This is a genomic window from Pseudomonas sp. MIACH (assembly GCF_001269925.1).
GTDB lineage: Bacteria > Pseudomonadota > Gammaproteobacteria > Pseudomonadales > Pseudomonadaceae > Aquipseudomonas.
In genome coordinates this window covers 1-17,823 of the sequence record NZ_LHVO01000010.1, presented here as the reverse complement: position 1 = coordinate 17,823, position 17,823 = coordinate 1, and the positions used below count along the sequence as shown (strand labels likewise).

Annotated in this window: 17 protein-coding genes; 5 read left to right on the top strand and 12 right to left on the bottom strand. The window is 61.7% G+C overall.

Translation table 11 applies throughout. The features are described 5' to 3' along the window. The 9 genes from gmd to AD670_RS02995 form a co-directional block, all read right to left on the bottom strand. A complete protein-coding gene (gene gmd, locus AD670_RS03035; protein ID WP_053128209.1) occupies positions 1-1,122 on the bottom strand; it encodes a GDP-mannose 4,6-dehydratase in 1,122 nt (373 codons plus the stop codon). Positions 1,123-1,191: 69 nt separating this feature from the next. Further along, on the bottom strand, positions 1,192-2,127 hold the full coding sequence (locus tag AD670_RS03030) for a glycosyltransferase family 2 protein (RefSeq protein WP_053128208.1): 936 nt from the start codon (positions 2,125-2,127) through the stop codon (positions 1,192-1,194). A 1-nt stretch (position 2,128) separates the two neighbouring features. After that, the gene (locus AD670_RS03025) at positions 2,129-3,088 is read right to left on the bottom strand and encodes a nitroreductase family protein (RefSeq protein ID WP_172681437.1); all 960 of its coding nucleotides are present in this window, start codon (positions 3,086-3,088) and stop codon (positions 2,129-2,131) included. 14 nt (positions 3,089-3,102) lie between these two features. After that, positions 3,103-3,654 carry an acetyltransferase gene (locus AD670_RS03020; protein WP_053128206.1) on the bottom strand — a complete coding sequence of 184 codons (552 nt, stop codon included), beginning with the start codon at positions 3,652-3,654 and terminating at the stop codon, positions 3,103-3,105. Continuing rightward, the gene (locus AD670_RS03015) at positions 3,651-4,814 is read right to left on the bottom strand and encodes a polysaccharide pyruvyl transferase family protein (protein ID WP_053128204.1); all 1,164 of its coding nucleotides are present in this window, start codon (positions 4,812-4,814) and stop codon (positions 3,651-3,653) included. The genes AD670_RS03020 and AD670_RS03015 overlap by 4 nt, the downstream gene beginning before the upstream one ends. After that, positions 4,811-5,986 carry an O-antigen ligase family protein gene (locus tag AD670_RS03010; RefSeq protein WP_053128202.1) on the bottom strand — a complete coding sequence of 392 codons (1,176 nt, stop codon included), beginning with the start codon at positions 5,984-5,986 and terminating at the stop codon, positions 4,811-4,813. Before AD670_RS03010 ends, AD670_RS03015 begins: the two co-directional genes overlap by 4 nt. Further along, the gene (locus AD670_RS03005; RefSeq protein ID WP_053128200.1) at positions 5,983-7,296 is read right to left on the bottom strand and encodes a lipopolysaccharide biosynthesis protein; all 1,314 of its coding nucleotides are present in this window, start codon (positions 7,294-7,296) and stop codon (positions 5,983-5,985) included. The genes AD670_RS03010 and AD670_RS03005 overlap by 4 nt, the downstream gene beginning before the upstream one ends. Positions 7,297-7,301: 5 nt before the next feature. Beyond that, complete coding sequence (locus tag AD670_RS03000) at positions 7,302-9,521, bottom strand: polysaccharide biosynthesis tyrosine autokinase (RefSeq protein WP_053128198.1); 2,220 nt, start codon at positions 9,519-9,521, stop codon at positions 7,302-7,304. Between the two features lie 41 nt (positions 9,522-9,562). Beyond that, the gene (locus AD670_RS02995; protein ID WP_053128197.1) at positions 9,563-10,003 is read right to left on the bottom strand and encodes a low molecular weight protein-tyrosine-phosphatase; all 441 of its coding nucleotides are present in this window, start codon (positions 10,001-10,003) and stop codon (positions 9,563-9,565) included. A gap of 229 nt (positions 10,004-10,232) precedes the next feature. Between AD670_RS02995 and AD670_RS31830 the strand changes: the two genes are divergently transcribed. Together AD670_RS31830 and AD670_RS02985 are read left to right on the top strand one after the other, a co-directional pair. Further along, on the top strand, positions 10,233-10,541 hold the full coding sequence (locus tag AD670_RS31830) for a phosphomannomutase (protein WP_240435298.1): 309 nt from the start codon (positions 10,233-10,235) through the stop codon (positions 10,539-10,541). Beyond that, positions 10,538-10,870, top strand: coding sequence for a hypothetical protein (locus AD670_RS02985; RefSeq protein WP_053128196.1), 333 nt, complete (start codon positions 10,538-10,540; stop codon positions 10,868-10,870). The genes AD670_RS31830 and AD670_RS02985 overlap by 4 nt, the downstream gene beginning before the upstream one ends. Here AD670_RS02985 and AD670_RS02980 read toward each other — a convergent pair. After that, a complete protein-coding gene (locus AD670_RS02980) occupies positions 10,822-11,442 on the bottom strand; it encodes a hypothetical protein (protein ID WP_262417377.1) in 621 nt (206 codons plus the stop codon). The genes AD670_RS02985 and AD670_RS02980 overlap by 49 nt on opposite strands. A 258-nt stretch (positions 11,443-11,700) precedes the next feature. Here AD670_RS02980 and AD670_RS02975 point away from each other — a divergent pair, with 258 nt between their 5' ends. Then, positions 11,701-12,783 carry an LLM class flavin-dependent oxidoreductase gene (locus tag AD670_RS02975; protein ID WP_053128194.1) on the top strand — a complete coding sequence of 361 codons (1,083 nt, stop codon included), beginning with the start codon at positions 11,701-11,703 and terminating at the stop codon, positions 12,781-12,783. A gap of 71 nt (positions 12,784-12,854) precedes the next feature. Here AD670_RS02975 and AD670_RS02970 read toward each other — a convergent pair whose 3' ends face one another. Then, positions 12,855-13,649: a class II aldolase/adducin family protein gene (locus AD670_RS02970; protein ID WP_053128192.1), complete on the bottom strand. Its 795-nt coding sequence runs from the start codon at positions 13,647-13,649 to the stop codon at positions 12,855-12,857. A 734-nt stretch (positions 13,650-14,383) separates the two neighbouring features. Continuing rightward, positions 14,384-15,289, bottom strand: a complete 906-nt coding sequence (locus tag AD670_RS02965) for a LysR family transcriptional regulator (RefSeq protein WP_053128190.1) — start codon at positions 15,287-15,289, stop codon at positions 14,384-14,386. Positions 15,290-15,505: 216 nt separating this feature from the next. Here AD670_RS02965 and AD670_RS02960 point away from each other — a divergent pair, with 216 nt between their 5' ends. Further along, positions 15,506-16,117: a cysteine dioxygenase gene (locus AD670_RS02960; protein WP_027608695.1), complete on the top strand. Its 612-nt coding sequence runs from the start codon at positions 15,506-15,508 to the stop codon at positions 16,115-16,117. Continuing rightward, positions 16,114-17,697 carry a rhodanese-related sulfurtransferase gene (locus AD670_RS02955; protein ID WP_053128188.1) on the top strand — a complete coding sequence of 528 codons (1,584 nt, stop codon included), beginning with the start codon at positions 16,114-16,116 and terminating at the stop codon, positions 17,695-17,697. The genes AD670_RS02960 and AD670_RS02955 overlap by 4 nt, the downstream gene beginning before the upstream one ends. Positions 17,698-17,823 lie beyond the last annotated feature (126 nt).

The window sequence follows — 17,823 nt, the reverse complement described above, 5'->3', positions numbered from 1 at the left end:
TCAGTTCTCCACGGCAATCGGTGCATCGTGACCATGGGAGCGCAACAAGGCGTGGCGCTGGGCGATTTTGAGGTCTTCGCGGACCATCTCGGCGCACATTTCCTGGGCGCTGATCTCCGGGACCCAGCCGAGCAGACGCTTGGCCTTGGACGGGTCGCCCAACAGCGTCTCGACTTCCGCCGGACGGAAGTAACGCGGGTCGACGCGCACAATCACATCGCCCACCAGGATCCCCGGCGCCAGGTCGCCATCAATCCGCTCGACCACCGCCACCTCCTCCACGCCCTTGCCGACAAAGCGCAAGTGCAGGCCCAGTTCCGCCGCCGACCAACGAATAAAGTCGCGCACCGAATACTGCACGCCGGTGGCGATGACAAAATCCTCGGGGCTCTCCTGTTGCAGCATCATCCACTGCATGCGCACGTAGTCCTTGGCGTGGCCCCAGTCGCGCAATGCATCCATGTTGCCCATGTACAGGCACTGCTCCAGGCCCAGGGCGATGTTGGTCAGGGCGCGGGTGATCTTGCGGGTCACGAAGGTTTCACCGCGACGCGGCGATTCGTGGTTGAACAGGATGCCGTTGCACGCATACAGCCCATAGGCTTCGCGGAAGTTCACGGTGATCCAGTAGGCGTACAGCTTGGCCACCGCATAGGGCGAGCGCGGGTAGAACGGCGTGGTTTCCTTCTGCGGGGTTTCCTGCACCAGCCCGTACAGCTCGGAGGTCGAGGCCTGGTAGAAACGGGTCTTCTTTTCCAGGCCCAGCAGGCGGATCGCTTCAAGGATGCGCAAGGTGCCGAGGGCATCCACATCGGCGGTGTATTCCGGCGAATCGAAGCTCACCGCCACATGGGATTGGGCGCCAAGGTTGTAGATTTCATCGGGCTGGATCTGCTGGATGATGCGCGTCAGGTTCGACGAATCCGCCAGGTCGCCATAGTGCAGGATCAGGTTTTTATGCAGGGCCTGGGGGTCCTGGTAAATATGATCGATGCGCTGGGTATTGAACGACGAAGAACGGCGCTTGAGGCCGTGCACGGTATAGCCTTTTTCCAGCAACAGTTCCGCCAGGTACGAGCCATCCTGACCGGTAATCCCGGTGATAAGCGCAACTTTGTTCATGTCTGTCTCCCAATTGATAGGCGAGCGAAGGCCGACACCCAAACTTGGGTGTTTGTTAAAAACGCTCAGTTACTTCGGTGTGGGCAGGTTCAAGTTATGGCCGGTCAACTTTGAGAGTTCCCGGACAATGGCTTCCTTATCGTTTAAGTGCGCAATCGCGGTTTCCAGTTCGAGCACTTTGGCGCCCACCAGAAAGCGGTACCAATAGCCCTGGAGCAGGTGATAGACCAGGCCGCTGCGGCCATCGAGAAACCCCAGCTGGATGATGTAGCGCCACAGGAAATACGCGGTGGAACTGAGGGTGAACGGCACGCGGTTGTACACGCGGTTCTTGACCAGGCGTTTGGCCTTGGCCTGGAACGAACTCTGCCCGGCATGCAGTTCATCGCGTATCGCAAACAGCCCCAGCCGCGCGTTAAGCACTTCAATCGCTTCGCGGGTGGCGTACTGGTTGTGCTTGTGGGTGAAGAAGGTCAAGTCATGCAGGTTATGGTCGGCAAAACCGCCTTCGAGGGTGATGGTGCGGCCCTCGGCGACCGAGATGTGCTCGTCCATCCAACGGTCCTCCATGCGCCCCTGCCCGGTGCGCCACAGCCGCAGCATCTTCAGGGGGTAGCGGCCGCCATGGCGCACCCAGCGCCCCATGAAAATATGCTTGCGCTTGAAGTTGATGCCGGTGATGTCGCGGGCCAGGGTCGGCAGCCGGTTATTGATCGCCGCAGCGAGGTCGGCCTCGATGATTTCGTCGGCGTCCAGGCGCATCGTCCAGTTGCCGGTAATCGGCAGGTGATCCAGCGCCCACTGGAACTGCTTGGCCTGGTTGACGAAGGCGTGCTGCACCACCAGTGCGCCATGACGCCGGGCGATGTCGCAGGTGTCGTCGGTGGAGAACGAATCGACCACCATCACCTCGTCGCTGAAGGCACGCACCGAATCGATGGCCCGGGCGATATGCAGGCTTTCGTTGTAGGTGAGGATGATCACGCTGACGGTTTCACGCTTCATATCAACCACCGTGCAACTGCAGGACTTCGGTGGTGAGCCGGCGCGGTGAACGCGCGGCCCGGAAGTGGCTTTCCAGGGGCAGCCCCACGGCGATCATCATGATCAACCGCTCGCTGGCCGGGATGGCGCCGATGCCACGGATTTTCTTTTCCACCGAATTGAGGATCGCCAGGTTCAGCGGGCACGCGCCCAGGCCATTGGCGTGGCAGGCCAGCAGCAGGCCCATGGAAAACAACGCACCGTCGACGTAAAGCTGGTTGCGCTGCCCGGCGCCGCCCCAGGCGGTGACTTCGGACGTGACCACAAACAGGTTGTCCACCGACTGCGCAAACCCGCGCGAGCCGCCTTGCAGTTCCAGCAGTTGCGCGATCACCGCGCGGTCCTGATACACATGCACCCGCGACGACTGTCGGTTGCATTGCGAGGGTGACGACTGCGCCAATTCCACCAGGGACGTCAGCAGGCCCGTGTCGATCTTGCCGGCCTGGAACATGCGGCAACTGGAGCGCGATTGCAGGAACGCCTTGGCATCCAGCCCGCCGTTGCCCAGCCACGGCGCCGCACGTTTGATGCCGCCGCTGCCGGCGGTGCCGTCGCGCTTGAGGTGCTCCACATAGGCATCCAGGTAGAACACGAAATCGTCGCTGATGCCGAGGGTGCGGTGCAGGTCGAGGTAGCCCTGGAAGGCGCCGAGGGCCATCTCCACCGGCAGCGCCGAATACGTGCGGTCGTATTCGTTGAGCATGTGGATGATGCCGTTGATCTTGTCCTTGCCGAACAGCGGCTTGGGTTCCTTGAGGGACAGGCCCTTTTCCACCGTGTGGGTTTCGATGAGGATCTTGTAGAACAGCTTCTTGTTGCGGCTTTCCAGCGGCGAGTAGCCGTTGTGGCGAATAAACGTGAGCATGTCGCGAAAGAACTCGCTGACGAAATACATCAACTTCCATGCCTTATCCATCATGGGTTTCACCTGTTTCATAGTGCGATGTCTCTCGTTTTGAGGGGGCGGCACGGCGCACCGACGCAAATCATCCAGGCCGGCAGGCTGGCCGTGACCACCGAGCGCGCGCCGACCACGCAGCCCTCCTCCAACACACAACCGGGGTGGATAAACGCCTCGGCGGCGACCCACACGTGGTCCTTGATCACGATCTCGCGGGTCACCAAAGGCCGCAGCAGGCTGCGGGTGTCGTGGGTGCCGGTGCACAGGAAGCTGCGCTGGCTGATGGCGACCTTCGAACCCAGGGTGATCCTGGCCATGGCGTACACATCGACCCCATCGGCGATGGCGGTGTAGTCGCCGATCTCCAGGTTCCACGGCGCCCAGATGCTGCATGTGGGCGCGATGCGACAGCCCACGCCGACCTTGGCGCCAAAGCAGCGCAGCAACCAACTGCGCCACTCGTGCAGCATCCAGCGTGGCGTAGGGCGAAACAGCAGCTGGTAGACGATGCCCCACAACAGGCGCCGCGCCTTGTTGCTGCGCGGCAACGTATCGACGTACTTGAGTTGCGCGAAGTCGCTCATGGCCGCAGCGCCGCCAGTTGTTCCAACAGGTAGCGCTCGCCCACCTGTTGCAGGGCCTGGCGCCGGTCCCGCACTGCCACCCAGTCGATGGGCGCCGCGATCAAGGCCTGCACCTGGTCGGCATCGTCTGCGGGCAGGAAGCGTTGCGACAGCTCCAGCTTTTCCAGCAGGTTACGCACGCGGGCGTTCAGCGAGGCCTTGTTGCCCGGCAACCCCACGGCGATAAACGGCTTCTCGAAAATGATTGCGAACACCGTGGCATGGAAGGAGTTGGTCACCACGTAGGCGCTTTCCTTGAGCAACTTGAGCCAATCCTGCGGACCCACCTGCACGGTCTCGCCGATCTGCCGCCAGCGCCGGTGCGCGTTATAGGGCGAGACAATCGGTCCGGCCACATGCTGCGACAGCGCCTGGGCCACTTCGCGCACGCCCACGCCGGTGCGCAACGCATAGCAGAACACATGGCCGGTGCGGGTCTGGGTGGACGTGGCGAGCAGCGCCGAATAATCGCGGTGCAACAGCGTCGGGTCCGGCACGCACTGGGCGGCCAGCCCTGAGACCTGGTGCACGATGCTCACCCCGCTCTCCTCGCGCACACTGATCGCCGACAGTTGCTTGAGCATGCCCTCGGCTTCGGCGTGGTACTGCGGCTCCAGGTATTCCTTGCCGAAACTTGCGGCGTAGGAGATGCGCCGGATCGCCTTGTCGCAATCGAAGGCCAGGAAGTACGCCGGATCGAGGCCGGTCTGGCCCGAGGGGTTCCAGATCTGGTCGCTGCCGGCCACCAGCAACTGCTGGCCGGCCACCGCCTGGTTGAGCTGGTGGGCGTGGGCGTAGCGCGGCTCCTGGATATTCAGGAAACGCGCCTTGAACGCCTGGAACTGGCGCGACTGGGCATTCGGTCCCAGCACCTGGGTTTTCAACGCCAGGACCTTGAGGTACAGGGCCTTGAGGTTGGCCTTGAGCTGGCTTGGGTTGAACAGCTGGCGGATCTCGCTGCCATCCTCCACGTAGGCCGGGTGGTAGTTGATCAGGCTCACCTGCAAGCCCTGCTGCTGCAGCCAGCGCTGCAAGGCATAGGCTTGCAGCACCGCGCCAAAGTTTTCGCTGAAGTGGTACGTCAGTATCCCGGCCCTGATGGGGCTTGCAGGTGCGTTCATGATCCAGCCCGTTTCAGTAAGTAATTTGGGTAAACAGCCTGGCGTGCAGGCGCAACCTTGTTGAGCAGGCCGATGAACATCGACCACACCAGCAAGTAGCTGCCATCGAAGGTGGTGAAGAACTGGTAGCTGGTCTTGAACGAGAAAATCAGCAGGATCGCCACCACGGCCAGGGATACCGGACTGCGCGGCAAACCGCTGAACAACAGGCAAAACAGCGCCACCCCGACCACCCCCAGCTTGGCGGTCACGCCCCAGTAGCCGTTCTCGATATCGAACTTGGAGTTCTCGAACCAGCGCTCGTCATTGGTGGGCACGCCGGGAGTCAATTGCTTGGCCAGGCCATTGCCCAGGAACACCGTGGTGGGGTTGTCGAGAAACGACTCCTTGGCATGCGCGATCTCGAACGCGCGGGTCACGTCCTCGCCCTTCTCTTCGAACAAGTACGTGGCAAAGCGCGACACCGCCAAGGGGCTGGCATAGAAGGTCAGCGTGCCCAGCGCAGCGATGGCCACCACCAGCACTCCCAATGACTTGAGCTTGCGCTGGGTAATCGCCGACAACAGGATCATCACCGCCATCGCCGCAAGGATGGTCTTGGAACCGGCCGCCAGCAGCGTGACCGCGAGGATCAGCATCAAGCCGATCTTGCGCTGGCAACAGGCATAGAAAAACAGCAGCACCGCCGAGCTGGTGGGGAACAACATGATCCGCCCGACTTCGTCGCTGGACTTGGACGCGGCGTTGGTCAGGTCGATGCCCGCGCCATACAGGCTGACCTGCAGCAACTGGCCAAGGGCGAAGATGTAGATGATGCGTTCGAGGATGCGCCGGTAGTTGACGCTGTGGGCCCGCGCGATTTTTTCCACATTGGCCAACACATAGCTGTACCCGGCCAACAGCAGCACAAAATAGAAAAACGGAATGCCGGAGCGCAGGAACTGGTACAGCGAGATCTTCGCCCCACTGCTCAGCAATACCTGCAAGACGCTGGACGCGACCACCAACGCCAGCAATGGCAGCGCCCGGGTAAAACCACGCGCCGCGTACACCACGAACGGCAGCAGCAGCAACAGCGCCAACGGTTGCGAGAGGTTGTTGCTCAGCGCCAGGGGCAAGGCGAAGAACGTCAGCGGCAAGTAGAGGGTCAGGCGCGCCTGGGACAGCATCATGGGCCGACCTCCCCGCCACGGAGCACCCGCAGGTATACCAACACCACCAGTTCCGGCAGCGACAGCAACAGCGACGCGCCCAGCAGCGGATCAATACGCTCCTTGCATGCGAGCCACAGCAGCAGGGCCGCGACGCTGCTCAAGGCGTAGATCACCGAAGTGCGGGTGTGGCGGTTGGTGGAAATCAGCATCGCCGCGAGGATGAACCACGCCACATTCAAAATCGTATGGGAGCCGATCAGCGCCAATGACAAGCGATCGACCTGCACCAGGCCATGGCTCCACAGCAGGATAATCTGCGGCCCGGCCCAGATCCCGGCGGCATACACCAGCACGCACAGGCCCAGCACCAGGGAGCTGGCGCGCTGGGTAAACCGTCGCGCCTGTTCGAACTCGCCGCGCCCGGCCAGGCGCGAGATCTCCGGGGTCAGGGCGTTGCTGCAGGTAATACCCAACTGGATGATCAGGCGCATCAAGGTGCGCGCCATGGTGTAACCCACCACCACCGCCGGGCCGGCGATCTGGTTGAGCACTTGCAGGCCGCCTTGCAGGGTGATCGCTTGGGCCAGCGGGATCGCCGCGCTGCCCAGCGCCGGTTTCCAGATACCGCGAAACTCGGCCCAGGATGCCGATGCCAGCCCCAGCAACGGCCAGGGTGAAATACGCCGCACAAACAGGGTCACCAACACCAGGAACAGCACCTGGCTGACGAACATGCCCTGTGCCAATTGCAGTTCGGAGCCGCCGAGCAGCAGCACGACGATGGACAACACAATGTCCAGGGTCCTGCGGTTGGCCATGATGAAGACGCCGCCGACGGTTCTGTCGATGGTGCGAAACCAGGCGTCGATCGGCCCACCCAGCAAGCGCGTGCACAGGTAGCCGGACATGCACAGCACCACCAGGCTGGCCTGCTCTGGGGTCAGTGTCTTGAGCCCGAGCATTGATACCCAGTCGAGCCACTGGCCCAAGGTCAGGGCGAATACCAGCACCAGCGCAACTACCGCCAGGGTAAAGGCCAACGCGGTCTGCACACTGCGCCGCGCCCCCGGCACATCGCCTTGGCTGGCGCGCAAGGTGGCGCTGGTGGCCGACGCCTGGGCCACCCCCAGGTCCAGCAGGCTGAGCATCGACGGGATACCGGTGAGCACCAGCCAATCGGCATAGCGCCCGGTGCCCCAGGCGTGCAGGAAGAACGGCACCAGCACCAGTTGCGCTGCCAGCGTCACCAATTGGGTGTAGCCATAGCTGAGCACGTTGAGGCGAAACCGTCGCGACAACGAACGCGGCATTTCAAGCACTTTGCTCATGGTCATCAGGCCTTGTCGGACTGATAGGCGTAGCTGTAGTAGCCGTAGTCGCCATAGCCGTAGCTGGCGGACCGGCGTTTTTCCACACCATTGAAGATCGCGCCCTTGAGCTCGATGCCGTTCTGATGGAAGCGGCGCAGGGTCAACTCGATTTCCTTCGCCGAGCTCACCCCAAAACGCGTGACCATCAGGCTGGTGCCGGCCTGGCGCCCGATAATCGCGGCGTCGGTCACCGCCAGCAAGGGCGGCGTGTCGATGATCACCAGGTCATAGCGCTCGCTGACTTCGGCCAGCAACGCAGCAAAGTTGGGGTGCATCAACAGTTCCGACGGGTTGGGCGGGATCTGCCCACGGCCGATAAAGTCGAAGCGCTCCACAGCCGTCGGGTGAATCGCTTCCTGCAGATCACAGCGCTTGGCGAGCAGGTCGGACAACCCCGCCTCTACCGCCTTGCCAAGCGTCTTGTGCAAGTACCCCTTGCGCATGTCCGCATCGATCAGCAATACGCGCTGGCCCGACTGCGCGACAATCGCCGCCAGGTTGGCCGAGACAAACGTCTTGCCTACCTCGGGACTCGGGCCGGTGATCATCAGGCGGTTGTTCTTGGCTTCGAGCATGGCGAAGTGCAGGCTGGTGCGCAGGCTGCGCATGGCTTCCATCACCAGGTCATGGGGGTGGTTGACCGCCAGCAGCGAAGGTGCGCCTGAACGGCCCTTGGCGGCATTGGTTTCCTCGGCCTTTTGCAACAGGCTGAAGGGGATCGAGGCGTACACCGGCAGGCCGAGTTTCTCGATGTCATCCGGGCTTTCCAGGCCACGGTTGAGCAGGCTGCGCACCAGCACGATGGCCACCGAAAGCATGCCGCCGAGCAACATCGCCAGCAGCACCACGATGACCTTGCGCGGTTCCACAGGCTTGGCCAGGTTGACATCGGCACTGTCGATCAGGCGCACGTTACCCACGGTGCCGGCGCGCATCACGTCCAGCTCCTGGGAGCGGTTGAGCAACTGGGTGTAGATCTCGGTGCCCACTTGCACGTCGCGGGTCAGGCTGAGCAATTCCTGCTGCGTGCTCGGCAAGCCTTCGACGCGCTTGGTCATCTGCGCCTGCTTGGCGTTGAGTTCCGCCAGCTTGGCGATCAAGGCACGATAAGCCGGGTGCTGGGGGGTGAACTTGCGGTCCATCTCGGCCTGTTGCAGCTTGAGTTCGGAGATCCCGGTATCCAGGGCCACTACCTGGTCGAGCACCGCCTTGGCTTCGAGGCTGATGTCGATGGATTTGCTGCGGGTCTGGAAGCGGTTCAAGGCGTTCTCGGCCTTCTCCAGGTCGCGACGTACCTGGGGCAACTGGTCATTGAGGAACGACAGGCTCTGCGCCGCCTCGGCCGAGGTGCGGTCGACGTTCTGCTTCACATACAGGTTGGAGATTTCATTCAGCGTACGCACCGCCAGGGCCGGGCGCGTGCTCTCCAGGGACAGGCTGATGATCCCCGACTCCTTGCCGCGCTCGATCACGGTGAGCAGGTCCTGGTAGTCGGCCACCGCGTCCAGGCGCGACTTGCGCACGATCTTGAAATGCGCGCCCGGGTTGGCCCGCATTTCCTTGACCAGCACCTCGACGCCCTCGGCGGCAAACGGCACACCGACGCTTCCTGCGGCGATCTCGACGCCGTCCTCATCAAATAACGTGTAGGCCTGGGCTTCGCCGGCCACCAGTACCAGCTTGGTTCCGAGCAACGCGGTGGGCAGGTTCAACGTACTCAGCGCCAGGGCCTCGCCACCCGCCGACCAGCGGCTGAAACCGAACAGCGGCGGTGCGATGTCGCCCTTGTGTTCAGGCGCATAACGCCGCGCGAGGAAGCCACCGATCAACGGAAAATGCTGCGGCGTGATAGTGATGTCCAACGCCAGGGTATCGACGGTCTTGCCAATGATGGTGCGCGACTTGATCAGCTCGATCTCGGTCACCGCCGGCGATTCCTTGCCCAGCAGGCTGCTGACGTCGGAGAAACCGAGCATGTCGTTCTTCTTCGGTTCCACCTGGATCAACGCATTCGCCTGGAACACCGGCGCCGACAGAATGGCGTAGGCCGCACCGATCAGCATGCAGGTGCCGGTGATCCCGGCGATCAGCCATTTGTGATCGATCAGGTTGCCGAGCATGCCGAGCACATCGATCTCGTCACGGTGAGGGCTTTCAGGGGAAGCGTTCTGGGGTGAATACATAAATCGCGTCTTCGTCCTTGCAATCGTTTAAAGAGGGAGCGTCAGCGCGCCAGGCGCTTGGCCCAGGCCTGTGCGGCCTGTTCGATCAAGGCATAGGCCTGCACAAAGGCCGGCTTGCCCTGGCGATAGGGGTCGGTGATCTCGCGATCGTGCTGCCACTTGCCCAACAGGAACACCTTGCCCCGCGCCTCGGGGGCGAGGTTGAGCACGCCGTCGATGTGCCGTTGTTCCATCACCAGGATCAGGTCGGCCTCACTCACGGCGCCGGCGTCGAGCTGCCGGGCCCTGTGCGCCTGCGGCACATGTCCGTGCTCCTCCAGCACCTGCCCGGCCAGGGGTTCCAGCGGATGATCACGCAAGGCCGCCAGGCCCGCCGAACTCACCTGGATCCCGGAAGGTGCAAGCGCGGCCCCCAGCAAGTGTTCCGCGGTGGGGCTGCGGCAGATGTTGCCGATGCACACGATCAATATCTTTTTGAACAAGGCAACCTCCCACGCACCGCACACTTATTCTTCGGCAAAAGGGATGACCTTATTGAATAACCCACAACTAACGACCGAGTAATTATGACCACAGCCGATAAACCGCGACCATCTATCGCCTAAGACAAAAAATAACATTCGGGTATTAACCGACTAAAAATAACATTCCGGTATTTTTCCACCCCCGCATAATAAAGTGCCGTTTGAATGCAGCAGACAGGGGACGGCCATGAACACTTCAAAGTTATTGGTAGAGCGTATTGGCCTATTTCCTTCTTCGGGAAATATTCATGTGGAAGTGCATAATTCAACCCATGTCGTCGAACGCATACAGGTGCTGTATGCCGACAACTCACTGGACAGCGACGCGTCCGGCGCCGGGTTTTCCATGGTCTTTGCCGACTGGCGCTTCAAGTTGCAGGTCAGTGATGCGCTGTCGGTGTGCCTGTGCGTGGAAAGTCGCGGCGACAGCCAGTTCATGCAGGTCAAGACGGCCGAACTGCTGGCCAATATCTGCGGCACCGAGGAGCGGCCATGAGCCTGTGGGCGGGCTTGAGACGCGGCTATGCGCTGCGCCGGCTGACGGGGATATTCGAGGGGTTTGCCGAGCCGGTGCTGGGCGCGCAGTACCAGCGCAACACCCGGGCCATCGGCCGCTGGCTGGACCAGTTGCGAGGCAGCTCCCGCGAGCAGATCACCCATGCGCTGTTCCAACAGATGAAGCGCGCGCGGCGCCGTGGCAATGCGCGACGCTTCAACGCGCAGACGACCTTGCTGGCGCTGATGGTGGAAAGCAACCTGGCCCTGGACCTGGCGACTTACTCGGCCTTTCTCTGCGCCGTTTCCAGTCGCCAGGCAGGCTCTTGATGGGCTTGGTCGGCGCCTGACAGGGCCACTGCAACGCGGTTGAGCAGCAACTCCGCGTTGTACTTGGGCAGCAGCGCACAGAGCAGCAAAAACACCAGCCCGCCGCCCATGAACCTGGGGGACAGCCTGATGGGCGCGGCGTCGATGCGCCACAGAAAGGCAATGGCGGCTGTCGCCCCCAGTACGGCACCGGCCAGGGCTTCATTCAGTGGATGTATATAAGGCGCGACACAATAAGCACTGAACCCGAGACTTATCGTTAACCCCAGCAACGCCGCGGGCCAACGCCAGGCCAAGTTGAACTGGCGGGCCAACAAACTTATCGCCACCGTGACCATTAAACAGGTGTTCATGGCGTGGCCACTGATCACCGCAATATCCAGCGGCTGGGACGATAATCCCCAGCCTTTAAACAGCAACTTGCTGGCCGCCACCATCGAATAAGTAATACCCACCGTTAGTACCCAGGCCCGCAATGCGGACGGGCTGGAATACCTTAACCAGACAGCAATCATGAGTGCGGCCGGAATCATGACGGTAATGCCGCCATATTGCGCAAGTTCTGCCCGCATCACTGCTTAACCTTCGAGGTGCCGTTTTCGGCGCTCATCAGACCTCAGGCCCGAAAAAAACACAACGTTATCTCGCGTCAGCAACGCAGTCAAAATGCAATTTCCTGATTACTTAACACAAACATGATTCTCTATTTTAATAATTAGGTTAGAACCAAACGGCATTTTACACCGGCTGTCGCGGCCCCTACCGTGGACGAGCATGACCGACCCCCTGCCCGGCGGAGGTACTCACCCCCTACTCGACAAGGACAGACCATGAGCATTGAATTCATCGGCTATATCGGCGGTCACCACGCTTCCGAGATCCACCCGCGCAGCGGCCCTACCCTGCAACCGGACTACGTGGAAACCGTGGCCCGCGCCCACGAAGAAGCCGGTTTTGACCGCGCGCTGGTGGCGTTCCATTCCAACAGCCCGGACAGCACGCTGATCGCCTCCCATGCCGCCAGCGTGACAAAAAAACTGCAGTTCCTGATCGCCCACCGTCCGGGCTTCGCCCAACCCACCCTGGCCGCCCGCCAGTTCGCCACCCTTGATGTGTTCAATGGCGGGCGCACCGCCGTGCACATCATCACCGGCGGCGACGACCGTGAACTGCGCGCCGATGGCAGCCATATCGGCAAGGACGAACGCTACGCGCGCACCGATGAATACCTGAGCGTGGTACGCCAGGAATGGACCAGCGACCAGCCCTTCGACTTTGCCGGCACCTACTACCAGGTCGAAGGCGCGCACTCCGCGGTGAAGTCGCCGCAGCAGCCGCATATCCCGCTGTACTTTGGCGGCTCTTCCAAGGCCGCGATTGAAGTGGCAGGCAAGCATGCCGATGTGTATGCGCTGTGGGGCGAAACCTATGAGCAGGTACGCGAGATCGTGACCCAGGTGCGCGCCGAGGCTGCCAAGCATGGGCGCACGATTCGCTTCAGCCTGTCGCTGCGACCGATCCTCGCCGCAACCGAAGAACAGGCATGGGCGCGTGCCGACAGCATCCTGCAACAGGCCACCGAGTTGGCCGAGAAGAATGGCTTTGTGCGGCGTGAACCGCCGAATGAAGGCTCGCGCCGGTTGCTGGCGGCGGCGGCGCAGGGCTCGCGGCTGGACAAGCGTCTGTGGACGGGGATTGCGGGGTTGCTGGGGGCGCAGGGGAACTCCACCTCGTTGGTGGGGACCGCCGAACAGGTGGCTGAGGCATTGCTCGATTATTACGACCTCGGCATCACCACCTTCCTGATCCGTGGGTTTGATCCGCTCAATGATGCGATCGACTATGGCAAGCGGTTGATCCCCCTCACCCGCCAGCTGATTGCTGAACGCGAGCAGGCCAAACAGGTCGCGTAAGCCAGAACACTACAAAACCAATATGGGAGGGGCTTGCCCCTCCCACATTTTGATCTTCACCTGGCTGGAGATCAGTTCTTGTAGTCGGTATCAGTCCGCTCCAACTGCCGAATCAGCGCATTCCAATGCCGCGCCACCCCCGGTCCTTCGCCACTGGCGTGTGCCTTGGCCTGCTGCTCGACCTTTTCCACCACTTCGGCTGGTGGGAAGATCAGCTCCGCATTCCCCGCCGCCTGCGCCGCGACCTGAATATTGCACGCGCGCTCCAGCTGTTGCAGCTGCGCAAATGCATGTTCAACACTGACACCGGCAGTCAACAAGCCATGGTTGCGCAGGATCATCACGCTCTTGTCACCCAGGTCCGCGACCAGGCGCTCACGCTCGTCCAGGTCGAGGGCAATGCCTTCATAGCCGTGGTACGCCACACGCCCGGAAAAACCAATGGAATGCTGGGAGATCGGCAGCAGCCCGTCCTTTTGCGCCGACACCGCAATGCCGTCGCGGGTATGGGTGTGCAGCACCGCCTGCAGGTCATGGCGTGCGCCGTGGATCGCGCTGTGGATCACATAACCGGCGTAGTTGATGCCCAGGCCGGTAGGGTCGTCGACGATAGTGCCGTCGAGGTCGACCTTGACCAGGTTGGACGCGCTGATTTCATCAAACAACAGCCCGAAGGCGTTGATCAGAAAATGCTCCTCCGGCCCCGGTACACGGGCGGAGAAGTGGGTATAGATGTGATCGGTCCACTTGTACAAAGCGGCCAGGCGATAAGCGGCGGCCAGTTTGACGCGCACCTCCCACTCTTGCGGGGTAACGCGCTGGCGAACATTGCTGGTGAGATTGGTGATCGAGGTGACGCTGCTCATGGCAAAACTTCCTGGATGGCCTTAAGGACTTCCAGGCAAGCCTAGGGGATGACCAAAAATAATAAAAAGCACATTTTAATCTAAGCTAATTATTATTTTTTTTCATATAACCCTTACCAATAATTCAGGGCAAATGTGGTAGATCCCACGACCTCTTCGACGCAGCGCTGTCGCGCAGCAAGCTGTGGCGAGCGGGCTTGCCACAAGAATGCGGTCGCCTGAAATTGTTCAGGCAGGACTCAAGACTTCAGGGTGAAATTTTAACCCCCTAAAATCATTCAGTTATTTTAAGTTTGATAAGAGGGGCTTGCCCCCGATGGCCATGAGTATCTCCCGCAACGCTAACACCGATGCGAAGCGAGCCGCCCTTGATCTTGCTTTTGATCTTGATCTTGATCTTGATCTCAGGCGCCCCGTTAACCACGCTGGCCGGAATCCGACAGTGATTTAGGGGGTAAACCGGCAGGGATGCCGGTTTAGCCGCCCCGCGCCATGGATGGCGCGTGGCGGCGGCCCCCCAAATCACTGTCGGATTCCGGGCACACTGAGCCTAGGCGAGGTGCCGAGTGGTGGGGCAAGAGCCCTTTGCTTACTTTGGGGCTTTTCCAAAGTGAGCCGCCGTCAGGGCGGAACCCTAAGCCGCCGTTACCGCAGCAACGGATATGTACCCGGTCCAATCCAAAAAAATGGTCGGCCCAGAGGCCGTCATCGGGGGCAAGCCCCCTCCCACAGGGTTACGCGGCGTTGCGGACTTTATGCAGGGACGCCGCCACCCGCTTGCCAAACGCATCCACCGGCCCCTGCAGGTTGCCCAGGAAGTGCGGATAGATCAGCCACAAATCCATCACCGGCTTGAAATCCTTGAGCGGCATCACTGCCAGTTGCTCGCGGTGTGCACTGCGCTCCAGCAACGGCCGGGGCACCAGGCCCAAGCCCAGGCCGTCCGCCACCAGGCCCAGTTGCAGCTCGGTGCCGAAGGTCTCCAGGTTGACCCGCAGGGCCAGGCCCTGATCGGACAAGGTGCGCTGCAAGCCGGCACGGAAGCCGCAGCCGTCCGGGTTGAGGACCCAGCCGTTCTGGTACACATCGGCCAGCTTGCACGGCTTTTTCGGCAACTGGGCCTTGGCGCAGACCACCACCAGTTCCATCTTGCCGATGGACTCGCCGACGATGTTGTCCGGGAAGATCTTGCCTGCCGGGAACAGCGCCGCCGCCGCGTCCAGTTCGCCGCGTTCGATCTTGCCCACCAACTGGCTGCCCCAGCCGGTGGCGACCTGGGCACGCAAGTCAGGGTATTCGTTGCGCAGGTGCTTGAGCGCATCCAGCAGCACCACATCGCCGATGGTCTGCGGCACACCCAGGCGCAGCAGGCCGGTGGGCGGTGCGTCGGTGGCCACCAGCTCGCGCAGGGCATCCATCTCGCGCAGGATCAACCGGCACTGCTCATAGACGCGGGTGCCGATCAACGTCGGTTTGAGGGGTTTGGTGTTGCGGTCGAACAGCTCCACGCCCAGCGCCTGCTCGAAGTTCTGCACGCGGCGGGTAATGGCCGGCTGGGTCAATTGCAACGACTCGGCGGCATGGCTGATGGACTGGCAACGAATCACTTCGACAAAGGCATCGATATCGTCAATTTTCATTTGGGCCGCACATAGAGAACAGTCATTAAGATGTGTGTGAAGCATAGTTGCAGGAACGTGGCGTGAATAGCCCGTGCTGCAATCGATAACGTCTAACGCTATTCAGACCGGTTCTAAATTACCTTCAGCTATAAGCTAATCATTAAACAATAGCATATTAACTATAAACATTATGCTTAGATAAACCCATCCCTGCGACCACACGATGGAAGTGCCATGACCCAGGCCCGACACCCCGAGAGACTCAGAGCCTTCATAGGCGCCCTGGCGGAATTGATCGACGGCAATCCACGCGAAGGCGACCTGTTGCACCGTGGCGGCAAGCTGCTGGCGCAACTGGTCAGCCATGACGACTGGCTCCCCGATGAATTTGCCCAACCCGATCCCGAGCGCTACCAGCAGTTCTTGCTGCATGCCGATTCGCGCCAGCGTTTCAGCATCGTCAGCTTTGTCTGGGGGCCGGGGCAAAGCACGCCGATCCACGACCATCGGGTCTGGGGTCTGATCGGCATGTTGCGCGGTGCAGAGTTTTCCCAAGGCTTCCAACGCGCGCCCGACGGCAGCCTGGTCGCCGAAGGCCAGCCGATTCAACTGGTGCCGGGCCAGGTCGAGGCGGTGTCGCCCAAGGTCGGCGACATCCATCAGGTGAGCAACGCCCACAGCGACCAGGTGTCGATCAGCATTCATGTGTACGGCGCCAATATCGGCGCGGTGCGCCGTGCGGTGTACCAGCCCGACGGCAGCGAGAAACTGTTTATCTCCGGTTATTCCAACGCCTTCCTCCCGAATATCTGGGACTTGTCCAAAGAAAAGAGCCCTGCCCTATGACCACCGTATCGACCCGTAGCTTCGCGCAGATTCGCCAGGCCCTGTTGGACCACGAAGAACTCGCCCTGGTCGACGTGCGCGAAGAAGCGCCGTTTGCCGAATCCCACCCGCTGTTCGCGGCGAATATCCCGCTGTCCAAGCTGGAACTGGAGGTGTATTCGCGCATTCCACGCCGCGATACCCAGGTCACCGTCTACGACAACGGTGAAGGCCTGGCCACCCGTGCCGCCGAACGCCTGGTTGCGCTGGGCTACACCCAGGTCAGCCTGCTGGAAGGCGGCCTGGACGGTTGGCGCCGGGCCGGTGGCGAGCTGTTTATCGATGTGAACGTGCCGAGCAAGGCCTTTGGCGAGCTGGTGGAGAGCGAGCGCCACACGCCGTCCCTCGCCGCTGAAGAAGTGCAGGCGCTGCTCGACAGCCAGGCCGATGTGGTAGTGCTCGACGCCCGCCGTTTCGACGAATATCAAACCATGAGCATCCCCACCGGCATCAGCGTGCCCGGTGCCGAGCTGGTGTTGCGCGCCCGGGAACTGGCGCCCGACCCGGCCACCCGCATCATCGTCAACTGCGCCGGGCGCACCCGCAGCATTATCGGCACCCAGTCGCTGATCAATGCCGGCGTGGCCAACCCGGTGTCTGCACTGCGCAACGGCACCATCGGCTGGACCCTGGCCGGGCAGAAACTTGCCCACGGTCAGTCGCGGCGCTTTGCTCCGACTTCGGAAGAACACCGCCAGATCGCTGCCGTTGACGCACGCCGCGTCGCCGACAAGGCCCGCGTCGGCCGTGCCACCCTCACCGACTTGCACGCCTGGCAGCAGGACACCACCCGCACCACCTACCTGTTCGATGTGCGCACCCCGGAAGAATTCGAAGCCGGCCACCTGCCCGGCGCGCGCTCCACCCCTGGCGGCCAACTGGTGCAGGAAACCGACCATGTCGCCAGCGTGCGCGGGGCACGCCTGGTGCTCGCGGATGACGATGGCGTGCGGGCGAATATGTCCGCGTCCTGGCTGGCCCAACTGGGCTGGGACGTGCATGTGCTGGATGACCTGCAAGCGGCGCACTTCAGAGAAGAAGGCGCCTGGGTCGCGCCGGTCCCCGCGCCGCCCCAGGCCGAGCTGATCAGCCCGCACACCCTCGCCGAATGGCTCACCCATGGCGACACCGTGGTGCTGGATTTCACCGCCAGCGCCAACTACGTGAAGCGCCACATCCCCGGCGCCTGGTGGGTGTTGCGCGCGCAACTGCCCGAGGCCCTGGCCAAGGTGCCCGCCGCCCAGCGTTATGTACTGACCTGCGGCAGCAGCCAACTGGCGCGCCTGGCGGTGGCCGAAGTCGAAGCGATCACCGGCAAGCAAGTGTTCCTGCTGCAAGACGGCACCGCCGCCTGGATCAACGCGCAACTGCCACTGGAACAAGGCGAAACCCACCTGGCCTCACCGCGTATCGACCGCTACCGCCGGCCGTACGAAGGCACCGACAACCCCAAGGAAGCCATGCAGGCTTATCTGGATTGGGAGTTCGGTTTGGTCGACCAGTTGGCCCGTGATGGGACACATGGGTTCTATGTGATCTGATCAGTTTTTTGCAGGTCCAGCACAGATCTCTGTGGGAGGGGGCAAGCCCCCTCCCACATGGGCCGCATCTACTTCAAGACCAATAAATGCAATTAAAGAATAATCAATTCAAAAATAATCAATTAT